Origin of the sequence: Bifidobacterium hominis (assembly GCF_040095915.1) — a bacterium.
In the GTDB taxonomy this organism is placed as follows: Bacteria; Actinomycetota; Actinomycetes; order Actinomycetales; family Bifidobacteriaceae; genus Bifidobacterium; species Bifidobacterium hominis.
In genome coordinates this window covers 64,455-78,616 of sequence record NZ_JBBMFR010000007.1, presented here as the reverse complement: position 1 = coordinate 78,616, position 14,162 = coordinate 64,455, and the positions used below count along the sequence as shown (strand labels likewise).

At 55.8% G+C, this 14,162-nt stretch carries 11 protein-coding genes; 1 reads left to right on the top strand and 10 read right to left on the bottom strand.

Annotated elements, in window-relative coordinates; all coding sequences use genetic code 11:
• Nucleotides 1-28: 28 nt before the first annotated feature.
• The 6 genes from WMO36_RS06290 to WMO36_RS06265 form a co-directional block, all read right to left on the bottom strand.
• A complete protein-coding gene (locus WMO36_RS06290) occupies nt 29-2,038 on the bottom strand; it encodes a dipeptide ABC transporter ATP-binding protein (protein WP_099571291.1) in 2,010 nt (669 codons plus the stop codon).
• A gap of 20 nt (nt 2,039-2,058) precedes the next feature.
• Nucleotides 2,059-3,024, bottom strand: a complete 966-nt coding sequence (locus WMO36_RS06285; protein WP_099571292.1) for an ABC transporter permease — start codon at nt 3,022-3,024, stop codon at nt 2,059-2,061.
• Nucleotides 3,025-3,041: 17 nt separating this feature from the next.
• Entirely contained in the window at nt 3,042-3,968 is a 927-nt protein-coding gene (locus WMO36_RS06280; protein WP_099571293.1) for an ABC transporter permease, read from the bottom strand.
• 301 nt (nt 3,969-4,269) lie between these two features.
• Complete coding sequence (locus WMO36_RS06275; protein ID WP_099571294.1) at nt 4,270-5,922, bottom strand: peptide ABC transporter substrate-binding protein; 1,653 nt, start codon at nt 5,920-5,922, stop codon at nt 4,270-4,272.
• A 226-nt stretch (nt 5,923-6,148) separates the two neighbouring features.
• Nucleotides 6,149-7,798 (bottom strand): peptide ABC transporter substrate-binding protein, encoded by a 1,650-nt coding sequence (locus WMO36_RS06270; protein WP_099571295.1) that lies wholly within the window; start codon nt 7,796-7,798, stop codon nt 6,149-6,151.
• A gap of 136 nt (nt 7,799-7,934) precedes the next feature.
• Complete coding sequence (locus tag WMO36_RS06265; RefSeq protein WP_250779311.1) at nt 7,935-8,861, bottom strand: tyrosine recombinase XerC; 927 nt, start codon at nt 8,859-8,861, stop codon at nt 7,935-7,937.
• 178 nt (nt 8,862-9,039) lie between these two features.
• On the opposite strand from WMO36_RS06265, the gene WMO36_RS06260 reads away from it, so the two are divergent.
• Nucleotides 9,040-9,297, top strand: a complete 258-nt coding sequence (locus WMO36_RS06260; RefSeq protein WP_302146613.1) for a DUF6725 family protein — start codon at nt 9,040-9,042, stop codon at nt 9,295-9,297.
• 4 nt (nt 9,298-9,301) lie between these two features.
• Here the strand turns inward: WMO36_RS06260 and WMO36_RS06255 are convergent, their stop codons facing one another.
• The 4 genes from WMO36_RS06255 to typA all read right to left on the bottom strand — a co-directional run bounded on the left by WMO36_RS06255 (nt 9,302) and on the right by typA (nt 14,084).
• The gene (locus WMO36_RS06255) at nt 9,302-10,339 is read right to left on the bottom strand and encodes a prephenate dehydrogenase (RefSeq protein WP_250779399.1); all 1,038 of its coding nucleotides are present in this window, start codon (nt 10,337-10,339) and stop codon (nt 9,302-9,304) included.
• Nucleotides 10,336-11,316: a prephenate dehydratase domain-containing protein gene (locus WMO36_RS06250; RefSeq protein WP_144171369.1), complete on the bottom strand. Its 981-nt coding sequence runs from the start codon at nt 11,314-11,316 to the stop codon at nt 10,336-10,338. The genes WMO36_RS06255 and WMO36_RS06250 overlap by 4 nt, the downstream gene beginning before the upstream one ends.
• Nucleotides 11,317-11,382: 66 nt before the next feature.
• Nucleotides 11,383-11,949: a hypothetical protein gene (locus WMO36_RS06245; RefSeq protein WP_337509901.1), complete on the bottom strand. Its 567-nt coding sequence runs from the start codon at nt 11,947-11,949 to the stop codon at nt 11,383-11,385.
• A 203-nt stretch (nt 11,950-12,152) separates the two neighbouring features.
• Nucleotides 12,153-14,084: a translational GTPase TypA gene (gene typA, locus WMO36_RS06240; protein ID WP_099571301.1), complete on the bottom strand. Its 1,932-nt coding sequence runs from the start codon at nt 14,082-14,084 to the stop codon at nt 12,153-12,155.
• Nucleotides 14,085-14,162: the final 78 nt, after the last annotated feature.

The following is a 14,162-nucleotide window of genomic DNA, read 5'->3' as shown; positions in this document are numbered from 1 at the left end:
GGCTTTATTTTGAGACATATCGGTCGGATCAGTCAAGACCGAGCTGCAGCTTGCCGCCGGGGATGGCGTCAAGCAGATCACGAGTGTACTGCTTCTGCGGATGCTCGAAGACCTCGTCAGTGGTGGCGTGCTCCACAAGCTTGCCGTGCTGCATCACTACGACCTCATCGGCAATCTGGCGCACAACCGCCAAATCGTGGGTGATGAACAGGTAGCTCAGTCCCTTTTCCGTCTGCAGGTCATTGAGCAATCGCAACACCTGGTCCTGTACCAGCACGTCCAAAGCGGATACGGCCTCGTCGCAGACGATCACGTCCGGATCGAGAGCCATGGCTCGTGCGATGGCGATGCGCTGTCGCTGACCACCGGAAAGCTCGTTCGGGTAGCGGAAACGCACAGACCCCGGCAGTTCCACCATATCGAGCAACTCACGCACACGGGCAGCACGACTTTTCTTGTCTCCAATGCCGTGGATGCGCAGTGGTTCTTCGATGGAACGGTAAATGGAGTACATCGGGTCAAGCGAACCATACGGATTCTGGAACACCGGCTGCACGTGACGGCGGAAGTCAAGCAATTCCTTGCCTTGGAAGCCGGAAATGTCCTTGCCTTCATAGGTGACGGTGCCTGAGGTCGGTTCAAGCAGCTTCAGCACCATGTTGGCCACCGTGGACTTGCCGGAACCGGATTCGCCCACAATCGCCAGCGTGGTACCCTTTTTGACGGAGAAGCTCACATCGTCAACGGCCTTGAACATCTCCTTCTTGCGCGGCAGCTTGAACTCGCGCGTCAGATGATTCACCGTGATGATGGATTCGCCGGTCTTCAGAGAATCCTCATTCACCTTGTGTTCCATCACACGGCTGGCATCGCCACCATGCTCCTTGACGGAGATGATGCGCTGCGAGGCCAACGACGGCGCTGCCGACACCAGTCGTTTGGTGTACGGATGCTGCGGATGCTGCAGTACTTCCAGAGATGGGCCGGACTCAACGACCTGTCCCTTGTACATGACCACGATGTGCTGCGCACGCTCAGCCGCCAAGCCCAAGTCATGGGTGATGAACAGCACTGCGGTTCCCAACGAATCGGTGAGCATCTGCAGGTGATCAAGGATCTTCTTCTGCACGGTCACATCAAGCGCGGAGGTCGGCTCGTCGGCGATCAGCAGTTCCGGACGGCATGCCAAGCCGATGGCGATGAGCGCACGCTGGCGCATACCACCGGAAAACTCGTGCGGATACTGGCGTGCACGAGTGGCGGCATCCGGCAGACCTGCCTCAGAAAGAAGACCTGCGATGCGGTCGTCCATGGTAGAGCCGATTACATACTTCTTGGCGATGTACCAAGCGTCATCCTCGGCCACGCCGGCCTTGATCAGGTCGTCGGCCACGCGCCAACGCGTTTCAGATCCCGGGACCCACTCCGACTCGAAGTATGCCACGGTCTTGTCGAAGTCGTCGCCGGTCTTGCCGATCTTGGACAGCGCTTCCTTCGCCGCGGACAACAGCTCCGGAAGATCCTTGGAGCCAAGGAAAGTCTCATCGTCGTTGTTTTTAAGCTCGACATCAGCATCGGCGAGAGCCTTCGACAGCGAGGAACGCTTCTCATGGGCGATATCCATATTGTTGGCGACCAGCGCCTCCTTCACCTGGGTGCCGATACGCCACACCGGATTCAGGTTGCTCATCGGATCCTGCGGGACAAGACCCATCTTGTTGCCGCGCAACTTGTCGAAATCCCTCTGCTTGTAACCGGAGATTTCCTCGCCATCAAGCTTGATGGATCCTCCGACCACATGGCCTGTGCCTGGAAGCAGACCAAGCACTGCCATAGCGGACGTGGACTTGCCGGAGCCGGACTCACCAACGATAGCCACCCACTGACCCGGGTATACGCTGAAAGAGGAGTTGCGCACCGCATGTATCGGCCGGCCATCATCAGTGGTGAAGTCGACCTGGAGGTTCTTGACTTCCAGCAGCGGACCGTTGGCGCGTTGCATGGCCTCGAGCTTGTTTTCGGTATTCATTTCAGTCATCGAATATCCCTCACTTACACTCACGCACGGCTCTTCGGATCAAGCGCATCCTTCACAGCGTCGCCCATCATGATGAAGGCAAGCACAGTGATGGCAAGCGCCGCGGACGGGTAGAACAGCACCATCGGATCTGTACGCAGAATGGACTGCGCGTTGGAGATGTCGCCACCCCAGCTGACGGTAGTGGTCGGCAGACCCAGACCAAGGAAGCTCAACGTTGCTTCCAACACGATGTAAGTAGCCAGAGACGTTGTGCCCACCACAATGATCGGTGCCAAGGAATTCGGCAGAATGTGGCGGAACAGGTTACGCCATGGCGTTGAGCCAAGTGCGGTGGAAGCCGTATTGAACTCCAGATTCTTGGCTTCCATAACAGCGCCTCGCGCAATTCGCGCAACAGATGTCCAGCCGAACAACGTCATGACCAGAATAATCTTCCAAATGGAACCGTTGGTCTTGAACATCTGCAGCACCACGATGGCACCAAGCAAAATCGGCAAAGCCAGGAAAATATCGGTCAAACGGCTGAGAATGCCGTCAACCCAGCCTCCGAAGAAGCCGCTCAATGCACCGATCAGCGTGCCCAACAGCACCACCAGCACCGTAGCGAACACGCCGACGCTCAGCGAGGTACGAGTACCATACACCACGCGAGAGTACACGTCGCATCCTTGCAGATCGAATCCGAAAGGATGTCCCTTCGAAGCCGATTCCAAGGAGTTCTCAAGCGTGCAGTAATTCGGATTCTGCTTGGTCATCACTCCTGGGAACAGCGCCACGAAGATAATGAACACAATAAGCACAGCGGAGATGATGAACATCGGGTTCTTGCGCAGGGTACGCCATGCGTCAGCCCAAAGGCTTGAAGCCGGTACGGACTCGTCGACCGAGTCAACGTCCTTAAGCGGCGTCTCCTCAAGAGGAGCAACATATCGTTCCTGTCCCGGAAGTGCGTGGGAAAGATTCGTTTCGTTCATATCAGTCATTGTTCAATCCTCCCAACTCACGCGTAGCGGATTCGCGGATCAAGCGCCGCATAGAGCATATCGACCAGCAGGTTGCACACTGCGAAAATCAACATAAGCAGAGTCACAATGGACACCACCAGGTTGCCTTCGCCCTTGAGGATGCTCTGATAAGTCAGGTAACCAATGCCGTGCACATTGAAGATGGTTTCGGAAATCATGGCACCGCCCATCAGTGCGCCAAGATCCTGACCAAGGTAAGTGACGACAGGAATCATGGAGTTACGCAAAACGTGACGATTCATGACCGACCTATTGCTCATGCCTTTGGCGCGTGCGGTGCGCACATAGTCAAGCGCGATATTGGAGGAAATCTCCGAACGACTCAATCTGATGATATATGCCATAGACACAGATCCAAGCACTATTGCCGGCATCAGTAGATCGATGAATCCTGGATTGGCGCCGGCCGTAACTGGAAGCAGACGCAACTTCACGCCTAGGAAATACTGGGCAAGGAAGCCCGTGACAAAGGTCGGGACGGAGATGAGCAGCAGAGAGATGATCAGGATCACGGTATCGCACCACTTGCCCTTGTTCAGACCGGAAATCGCGCCGAAAATCACGCCGAATACGGCTTCGAACACGAAAGCCATCAGTGCGAGCTTGATAGTGACCGGGAATGCACGTCCGATCTGGTCGATGACCAGCTGGCCGGAGAAGGTCTTGCCAAAATCAAGAGTCAGCGCATTTTTCAGGAACAGCAAATACTGTACGATGAACGGTTTATCCAGATTGTATTCGGCACGAATCTGCGCAGCGACGGCCTCATTGACCGGCTTATCGCCAAACATCGCCTTAACCGGGTCGCCCGGCAATGCGAACACCAGGGCGTACACCAAAAGCGTCGTGCCGAGAACCACAGGGATCATCTGCAGAATGCGTCGCAGAAGATATCTGCCCATTGGTTTCTCCTTTTATTGCTTATTCATTGTCAACCTTTTCAGATTATTACTCATAATCATCGGGGAAGGTTAACGATTTACCCCGCAAGTTTTGTGGCAACACACAACAAACTGCTTTATATTGCAGTTTCATGGGAATCAGCTGGGAAAAATGCATTGGTTGCCGGCATCTATCCCTGACGCCTCTTGGCCACACTGATCTCACCCTAAAAAACGGTGCGTATTACATGGAAAGGAAGGAACGGATATGATCCGTCCCTTCCTTCAATTGGCTCAGCGAGATTCACTCACGAAGATCGGCTCACTTGCCGGACTTGGTCATGTTCTCGTAGACCGGCAGGTTCTGCCAGTTCATTTCGAAACCGGAAACGCCGGTAGCAGCCACACCGTAGGCGTTGGCGTAGTACAGCGGAACGGCCGGGAGATCGTTCAACAGAATCTCCTGAGCCTGCTGGTACAGCTTGTTGGCCTCGTCGGTGGTCTGAGCGGCAGCGGCCTTGGAGCACAGATCGTCGAACGCCGAACTCTTGTAATCGCCATCGTTGGAACCATTGCCATCAGCAGCGGAGGAAGCGAAGTTGGCCACCAGATAGTTTTCGGCGGACGGATAATCAGGCTGCCAGCCGCTACGGAATGCGCCCTGCACCTTGCGATCGGACACGGCGGTACGGTAATCGTTGAAGGTCGGGTACGGGTTGGTGGCAGCCACTTCGGAACCAAGCGTGTTGTTGATGGAGTTCACCACAGCGGTGTAGGTGGTCTCGTGGCCACCGTCAGCGTTGTAGGCGAAGGTAAGCTTGTCGTCGGAAGTCCACGGGCTGATGGCGTTGGCCTTCTCCCAGAGTTCCTTGGCCTTCTTCTCGTTGTACTTCAGATTCTCGCTACCCTTGAGAGAGTCGGAATAGCCCGGGGTCAGAGGAGAGGTGAAGTCGACGGCCGGAGTACCGGTGCCGTTGAGCACCTTGTCGCAGATGTTCTCGCGGTTGATGGCCATGGAGATGGCCTGACGACGCAGGGTGCCTTCCTCGGTACCAGCCTCGAAGTGCTTCAGGCTGGACGGAATGGTGAACTGCTGGATGACGGAACCGGCCTTGTTGTAGGCCTGTACGGTCTCATCGGTTTCGAAGGTCTTGGTGGCGGAGGCCGGCACGGACTCCATCACGTCGAGGGCACCGGACTGGATGTCGGCGTAGGCGGCGTCATCCTTGGTGTAAACCTTGAAGGTCACGCCGTCGTTCTTCGGGGTGCGGTTGCCCTTGTAGTCAGGGTTCTTCACGAGCACGATCTCGTTGTCGTGATCCCAGGACTGGAACTTGTACGGACCATTGCCGACCGGAGCCTCACCGAAGGCATCCGTGTCCTTGTAGAAGGATTCCGGCAGCGGAGCGAATGCGGAATAGCCCACCTTGATGGCGAACACGGAATCGGACTGGTTCAGGTCGACGGTGAACTCGTGATCGTTGACGATCTTCAGACCTTCAAGCTGCTCGTCACCCTTGAGGTTGTCGGTGTTCTGCAGTGCGTCATAGCCCTTGATGGTGGAGAAGAAGGAGGAGCCGACCATGCCATTCTTGGCGTTGGCCACGTAGCTCCAAGCCTTGGTGAAGGACTCGGCGGTCACATCGGTGCCGTCAGTGAACTTCCAACCATCCTTGAGCTTGATGTCGTACTGGGTGGCGTCATCGTTAGCCTCAATGGACTCAGCCACTTCGTTGGAAGCATTGCCCTGGGCGTCGAAGGAAATCAGGCGGGAGAACAGCAGATCAACCGGTTTGCCACCACCGGTCTCGTTAGTGTTGCCCGGAATGAGCGGGTGCTGCGGTTCGGAATTGTATGCGGTGATGATGTTGGCACCTTCAGCGGCGGTATCGCTGCCGTTGGAAGAGCCACAGCCGCTCAGCAGCATACCAAAAGCGCATGCCGCGGCAGCGAAAGCCAATGCTTTCTTCTTCATATAATCATTCTCCTATTCGATATCACATCGGGATTGTCCTCCCGCAAATGGAAACGAGCCGACCTACTCACCGACGCATCTCTATTTGGCGATAGTGCACTATTCTTGCTCAATTGACGGACAACCTTCCCGTGAAACCAAAAAACGCATACCGTTCCTTAACGATATGACGGCGGAAAACATACGTTTTCCGCCGTCATATCGAACAATGTATCCGAGGAATAAGTCAGCTCTTCGAAATCTCGTTATACATCGGAACATTCTGCCAGTTCATGACGAAGTTCTTCACGCCGGATGCTGCAACGCCATTGGCATTGGAGTAATACAGCGGAACGGCCGGGAGGTCGTTCAACAGAATCTCCTGAGCCTGCTGGTACAGCTTGTTGGCCTCGTCGGTGGTCTGAGCGGCAGCGGCCTTGGAGCACAGATCGTCGAACGCCGAATTCTTGTAATCGCCATCGTTGGAACCATTGCCATCGGCAGCGGAGGAGGAATACAGCTGGTACAGGTAGTTTTCAGGAGAAGGATAATCCGGCTGCCAGCCGGTACGGAACGCGCCGGTCATCTTACGGTCGGTAACGTCGTTTCGGAATTCCTGGAAGGTCGGCACCGGGTTGGTGGTCACGTCGATACCAAGCGTGTTCTTCACGGAATTCACCACGGCTTCAAAAATCGGCTTGGCCCCGCCGTCTGCGTTATAGGAGAACGTAAGCTTGTCGTCGGAAGTCCACGGGCTGATGGCGTTGGCCTTCTCCCAGAGTTCCTTGGCCTTCTTTTTGTTGTACTTCAGATTCTCGTTGCCCTTGAGCGAATCGGAGTAGCCCGGAGTCTTCGGAGACGTGAATTCGACTGCCGGAGTTCCCAAACCATTCAGCACCTTGTCACAGATGGCCTGACGGTCGATGGACATGGACAATGCCTGTCGACGCAACTGGCCTTCTTCAGTGGATGTCTTCCAATGTTCAAGATCCGACGGAATGGTGAACGTCTGAATCACGGAACCGGCCTTGTTGTATGGCACCACGGAGGAATCGGATTCGAAGGTCTTGCTGTCGGCGGACGGCACGGTATCCATCACATCAAGGTTGCCGGCCTGAACATCGGCATAGGCCGCGTTGGCGTCCGTGTAGATCTTGAACGTCACACCGTCGTTATTCACCTTGCGATTGCCCTTGTAGTCGGGATTCTTGACCAGCTTGATTTCCTTGTCATGATCCCAGGAACTGAACTTGTACGGGCCATCGGAAACCGGCGACTCTCCGAAGGCCTTCGGATCCTTGTAGAAGGATTCTGGCAGCGGATAGAATCCCGAGTAACCCAGCTTGATGGAGAACGCGGAATCCGGCTGGCTCAGGTCGACGGTGAACTCGTGATCGTTGACGATCTTCAGACCTTCAAGCTGCTCGTCACCCTTGAGGTTGTCGGTGTTCTGCAGCGCGTCATAGCCCTTGATGCTGGAGAAGAAGGAGGAGCACAGCTGCGCGTTCTTCGCATTGGCCGTATAGCTCCAAGCCTTGGTGAAGGACTCGGCGGTCACATCGGTGCCGTCAGTGAACTTCCAACCATCCTTGAGCTTGATGTCGTACTGGGTGGCGTCATCATTGGCAGTAATGGAGTCGGCCACTTCATTCTTGGCCTTGCCATCCTTATCGAAAGACACCAATCCGGCGAACATCAGATCGATAGGACGACCACCGCCGGTTTCATTGGTGTTGCCCGGAATCAAGCTATTCTGCGGTTCGGAGTCAAATGCCGTAATGACATTCGACCCTTTAGCCGCGTCCCCAGATGTGGAAGATCCACAGCCGCCCAGCGCCATGCCAAGCACACAGGCCGCCGCCGCAACGGCAAACACCTTGCTTTTCCTCACATTCATTATGTTTCCCTTCATTATTTTGATTACCGGTCGGTATCGTTTCCCCGTACCAGCTCCACCTAGTAAATACACCCTAAATCAAGAAGAAACACCAATTTCTGTTACAGGAATGTAACGAAATATCCATGGACCGCGTCTACGCACGGGGAAAAGCCTGACCGTATCGGGTTTTCAGCTGTTCAATGGAGACATGCGTGTACCGTTGCGTGGTCTTCAGCGAGGAATGTCCCAAGAGCTCCTGCACCTCACGCAAATCCGCTCCCCCGTCAAGCATATGCGTGGCGGCACTGTGCCGCAGAGCATGAGGGCTAATGTCGGGAACGCCGGCATCACGCGCGCATGCGTGCACCACACGACGTACCATCCGCTGATCAATGCGTTTGCCTTGCATTCCAAGAAACAGCGCTGCCGCGGACTGCTCCCCCACCAACAGGGGACGCCCATCATCCAGCCAACGACATATCGCTTTTTGCGCCGGAGCACCAAATGGCATGACTCGTTGTTTGTTGCCTTTGCCGGTCACTTTGACCGTTCGATTGGAAAAGACCACATCCGGCACATCGAGTCCCACCAGTTCAGCCACACGCATGCCCGTCGCATACAGCAGTTCCAGCATTGCTGCGTCACGCAGCTCAATGGCCTGCTGCTTCATGGTCCGCTCCTTCGAATGAGACGTTTCACCCTCCTCATCCACGCGTTCCATCAGTTGTTCGGCCTGTGATTCGCTGAGCACCTCCGGCAACGTATCGGGTATCTTCGGGGTCATGAGCACACAAGCCGGATCCGACATCGTCACGCCATGCTCATGCGTCCACGCGAAAAAACCACGTACCGCCACGGTTTTTCGGGCCATGCTGCTTCTCGCATGGTTTTTCGATGATTCTGCCATCCACATGCGAAGATCTTCGATGGTCACCTCGTTAAGATCCCTGCATCCAAGCCGTTCCAAGGCAAGCAGACATTCTTCGACATCACCTCGGTATGCCTTCCGCGTGTTTTCACTCAATCCACGGTTAGCTTTCAGATATGTATCGAATGCCTCTACACTCTCATCGAACAGCATGCCGATCAGCCTTTCCCGAGCTCAACAGCAAGCCCGAATCCATGAATTTCTCTCCATTATGTGTCCATTCTCCGATAGAAACCGCAATCCCGACACAACTTGAAAGGAGACCAACTATGCTATCCAGTAGCGTTCGCTTAGCGAATCCGTCGATAATCGTCTATTCGAAGGGGAGATTATGCCGATTCCAAACGAAATTCCAGCAGGCGCGCGCATTGTGGTGCGCACATGCGAAGGTGTTGATCCAAAGGACCAGCGCATGAAATTCCGCGATTATGTCGGTCACGTGCGTTCTTGGGACGGGCAGACACTGGAAATGACGCGCGATGCGGCAGCCAACGGTTCGCGTCCGGAGCAACGTGTCAACATTCCCGCCGACACCGTCGTCACCATCAAACCGGTTCCGGAACGTTCCATGACCAGGCCGCGCCCATAGCGCGTCATACTGAGGAACGCACCTGTGCCATGGCTTGACGGTAGCCGTTGAATCGCACAATATGCTCTCCCCTGCGTGCCGAATCCAGCAGCATCTTCTGCCAACCGGTCTCAGGGATTGACAGTTCGGCCGTTTCGCAACGTTCTGCGAAATCAGGTTCTTTGGCGAGAGCCTTGTATTCACGGAATGGCTGTCCCTGTACGAAGAAACGCGCCATTTCCTTATCATCGCCCGCAGTAGGCGCGCCCTGCTGCGCGGTCATGCCATGCAACACATTGGCCATAAGCGTCAAGCGATTGGCCATGTTACGCAATAATGCTTCAACGTTGGCCGCGTCCTCTTCCACCATTGCACGGGTACGGTTCGGATCGGTCAGCGCAACACGGGTCATATCTCGCCACGAGCCGGCGGCGAGCGCTGCCGCGATGTTTCGATCGGGATTGGCCACCAGCTCGTTGATCATGGCCGTGGAAATGACGTGTGGCATGTGAGAGATCAGTGCCGCGCAACGATCGTGGGTCACATCGTCGAGTACGATGAGACGATTCGCGCAATGGTCGACGATCATTGTCGCAACGGCGCGGAAACGCTGGTATTCAGTGTTTCCATCCACGGTAATGGCCCAAAGGGCACCGTCGTAAAGCGTTGGATCCGACGATTCCCAACCGGAAAGTTCATTGCCGGCCATGGGGTGCGCCCCCACATAGCAGTGTTCCAGACCTGCGGCCCTGACCTGCTCCCTGACCATTCCCTTGACGCTGCCTACATCGGTGAGCGTGGTGACGCTTGGATCGATCAGCGGTTTGAGTGCACCCAGAATTTCCGGCATGGCTTTAAGCGGATTGCATAGCACAAGCACGTCAGGTTTTGCATCAGTAAGCACAGCCAGCGTGGGCACGCATCGTATGCCGTCCGCCTCCGCGGTTTCATATGGCCGATCGTTATGGTTCCATGCGACGACCTCGCAGCCCGCATTGACGAGCCTGCGCGCCAGGGACCCCCCAATAAGTCCGAGACCCACGATTGCGATACGTTGCTTCACCACATCAGCTCCTTTTTGGCCGTTTCACTGTCCTGCCAATCGTTTGGCAGATGCTGTTCGTCAAGACGTACGCCTCCCTGGGGCAGCATCCATGAGGTGACTGGAGGATTAGGGCGTTCTCTACGCGGATATACGGCCAGAGTTTTGGCCCAGTCACCATGTTCTGCGATTTCGACCAGAGCATCGTGGAAACGTTGCTCCCACGGTGCCGCATCGAACGTCGCAATAAAACTGTAGGTGCCTGTGCGTCCTTTGATTGGCCGTGAGATGAAGCTTGTCATGTTGAGTCCCGCGTCGCGGAATACGTCCAGCAGGTTCGCAAGTACGCCGGGGCCGGTGACGAGCGGGATAAGCGTCAACACGGATTCGTATTCCATACCGGCTTGGGAACGTGGCTGTTCCAACAGTTTCTCTGCTTCCCCGCGCGGGGCGAGCACAAGGAAATCAGTTTGCGCGCCTTGATAATCCTGCACGGCGGTGTCGATGCGTGTGACGTTGTAGAGTTCACCGCAGACCCTTGGCCCAAAGGCTATTTCGTTCGCTTTAATGTCTCGACATGCGGCGGCGTTGGATGGTGCTGGAACCGGCTGCAAACGGTGTTCCGCGATAAAACGTTTGCATTGCGCAAGTCCGTGCGAATGCGCGGTGGCCACGGTGGCATTTTTCGGATCGGATCCCGAACGCACGTACGCGTCAAAAGTAACATCGACGCCCACACGCGCGAATCCGGCCAGGTCTTTGGCGTCGATCAGCGCGTCCAAGTTCGGTACCACGAAGCCTTCGACATTGTTTTCCCATGCCACGACGCCCCAGCCCTCACCCTGCTGCACGGCTTCAAGAATCTGCGGCACATCGTCCAAAGCCACCAATTCGAACCCTTCAGGTTCGAGATGGGCCAGCTCCTGCGATGCATTGACCGCAGCCTGATGGGTGAAGGTGCCTTGCGGCCCCAGATAGAACAGCTTTCGTGCGCTCATTCAACCCCATTTCTTGTCTTGGTGTTTCCATGCACCTTATCTCATTGACATGGAATCAGCCGCCAATCATTTCACTGATTGGGCGATGCCAGACGTTTCGGGCCCTCTCGTTTGGGTGTCGGCAACAAACGTATCATCATGCGTCTTCTTGCGCGGAGGCGTGACGAACCAACATTTCGGTAATACCAGCATCACGATCGGAATGAGCACGACTCCGTATAGCCAAAAATATCCCGCTTGTACACTGAAGAACGGCATGGGATCGTCTCCGCCGAATCCAACGGGAATCATGGCATCTCCGCCAGGGCCATACCCAGCCATCACTGTCCAGACCACCAGAGAAGAGCTAATCAGATGCAACGCGAGGCCTGAAACGCCGTCACGCGATCGAGCGGACCATGTTGAGATGATCACCATGAGATAGGCGATCAGCAATCCGTAGGGAACGTTCACGGACGCCCCCATACGGTGAGCCATGGTTCCCACCATGCCAACTACGATTCCAGAAGCAAGATCGATCAGGAATCGTCCCCACATCGGCAGGCGATACGACCATGGCATCAATCGCGCATCAGCCACCATCCGTTGATTGGATTCATCCGTATCATGCGATTGCTTCATCTGTTGCGTCATATCTCCACTATCTCTCGCTAACCTGAAAAGAAAAAGAGACACGTGAGAACACGTATCTCTTTTCGTAAAAGCAACGCGAAAATCACTTGTTATTTTGAGCGTTGTCCTGCTGAGCCGTCAAACGGAGAGCCCAGTGGGCTCACCGTAGGCGAAGTGAGCAAGCACACTACCGTGCTTGCGAAGCCGACAGAACAACGCGAAAATCACTTGTTATTTTGAGCGTTGTTCTGTCGGCGCTGCTTTGCGCGCCACTTATACCAGTCCTCACGGCTGAGAATGATCTTGCGCACGCGGATGGATTCCGGGGTGACTTCCACGCACTCGTCCTCGTTGGCGAAGTCCAAAGACTCCTCGAGGCTCATCTTGATCGGCGGAGTCAGAGTTTCAAGCACATCCGCGGTAGAGGAACGCATATTGGTCATATGCTTGGCCAATGTGATGTTCACATCAAGCTCGTCCGGCTTATTGTTCACGCCGACGACCTGACCCTCGTACACCGGAGACTGCGGCTCAACAAAGAAGTTGCCGCGCGCCTGCAGACGCTGCATAGCGTACGGGGTTGCGATACCCTTACGATCGCAGACCATGGAGCCGTTCTGGCGCGTCACAATCTGACCGGCCCACGGAGCGTAGCCGGCGGAGATGGAGGATGCGATGCCGGTGCCGCGGGTGGCGGACAGCAGCGCGGTACGGAAGCCAATCAGGCCACGGGACGGCACGGTGAACTGCAGACGGACCCAACCGGTGCCGTGGTTGGTCATGTTCTCCATACGGCCCTTACGGTCGGCAAGCAGCTGAGTGACGGTGCCCATGTACTCTTCCGGAACGTCGATGGTGGTGTTTTCCATCGGCTCGTTGATCACGCCGTCGATGGTCTTGGTGACCACCTGCGGACGGCCGACGGTCAACTCATAGCCTTCGCGACGCATCTGCTCAGCAAGCACGGCCAGCGCGAGTTCACCACGGCCCTGAACCTCCCAAGCATCCGGACGCTCGGTCGGCAGCACCTTGATGGACACGTTGCCGATGAGCTCGCGGTCGAGGCGATCCTTGATCATGCGGGCGGTAAGCTTGTGGTCTTTGCCTTCAGTGCCTGCAAGCGGGGAATCGTTGATACCGAAGGTCATGGAGATGGCCGGGTCATCAACGTGAATCAGCGGCAGCGGACGCGGATCAGACGGGTCGACGATGGTCTCGCCGATCATGATGTCGTTCACACCTGCGACTGCGACGATGTCGCCAGGGCCTGCGGAATCGACCGGAGTACGCTCAAGGCCCTGCGTACGCAACAGTTCGGAAACACGGAAGTTTTCAATGGAACCGTCCACACGGGACAGCCCGTAGGTCTTACCCTTCTCAAGGGTGCCATTGTAGATGCGCACCAAGCCGAGTCGTCCAAGGAAGTCGGAGGAATCGATGTTGGCGACGTGTGCCTGAAGAGGCGCACCTTCCTCATATTCCGGAGCCGGAATGTTCTTGATGATGGCCTCGAACAACGGTTCGAGATCTTCATTGTCTGGCAGACCGCCATTTTCCGGCTGGTTTTCGGAAGCATAGCCAGCCTTTGCCGCACAGTAAATGACCGGAAGGTCGAACAGTGCGTCTTCATCGAGGTCGATGCCTTCCTCGATAACATCCTGGGCCAAGCCGAGCAACAGGTCGGAGGATTCACCCACGACTTCTTCAATACGGGCGTCCGGACGATCGGTCTTATTCACGCACAGGATAACCGGCAGTTTGGCTTCCAGAGCCTTGCGCAGCACGAAGCGGGTCTGCGGCAGCGGGCCTTCGGAAGCGTCGACAAGGAGCACAACGCCGTCCACCATGGAGATACCGCGCTCGACCTCACCACCGAAATCGGCGTGGCCAGGGGTGTCGATGATGTTCAGGGTGATGCCTTCCGGATGCCCGTACTTGGCTGCCAGCGGACCGGTGTACTGCACAGCGGTGTTCTTGGCGAGAATGGTAATGCCCTTCTCACGCTCCAGATCATTGGAATCCATCACACGATCCGGAACTTCCTCACGCTCGTTGAACACGTGGGACTGTGCCAGCATGGCATTTACCAGCGTGGTCTTGCCATGATCGACGTGTGCCACAATCGCTACATTTCGAATATCGCCGCGAACCGCCATCGAAACCTCTCTTAGTATTACTGTTCTTGTTGCGTAATGTTCGGTACGTGATTGATTATCTGCACTTACACATAAACC

Bases quoted from the DNA above. Each gene is read 5' to 3' on its own strand.
- WMO36_RS06290 (WP_099571291.1), bottom strand. From the start codon at position 2,038: ATGACTGAAATGAATACCGAAAACAAGCTCGAGGCCATGCAACGCGCC.
- WMO36_RS06285 (WP_099571292.1), bottom strand. From the start codon at position 3,024: ATGACTGATATGAACGAAACGAATCTTTCCCACGCACTTCCGGGACAG.
- WMO36_RS06280 (WP_099571293.1), bottom strand. From the start codon at position 3,968: ATGGGCAGATATCTTCTGCGACGCATTCTGCAGATGATCCCTGTGGTT.
- WMO36_RS06275 (WP_099571294.1), bottom strand. From the start codon at position 5,922: ATGAAGAAGAAAGCATTGGCTTTCGCTGCCGCGGCATGCGCTTTTGGT.
- WMO36_RS06270 (WP_099571295.1), bottom strand. From the start codon at position 7,798: ATGAATGTGAGGAAAAGCAAGGTGTTTGCCGTTGCGGCGGCGGCCTGT.
- WMO36_RS06265 (WP_250779311.1), bottom strand. From the start codon at position 8,861: ATGCTGTTCGATGAGAGTGTAGAGGCATTCGATACATATCTGAAAGCT.
- WMO36_RS06260 (WP_302146613.1), top strand. From the start codon at position 9,040: ATGCCGATTCCAAACGAAATTCCAGCAGGCGCGCGCATTGTGGTGCGC.
- WMO36_RS06250 (WP_144171369.1), bottom strand. From the start codon at position 11,316: ATGAGCGCACGAAAGCTGTTCTATCTGGGGCCGCAAGGCACCTTCACC.
- WMO36_RS06245 (WP_337509901.1), bottom strand. From the start codon at position 11,949: ATGACGCAACAGATGAAGCAATCGCATGATACGGATGAATCCAATCAA.
- typA (WP_099571301.1), bottom strand. From the start codon at position 14,084: ATGGCGGTTCGCGGCGATATTCGAAATGTAGCGATTGTGGCACACGTC.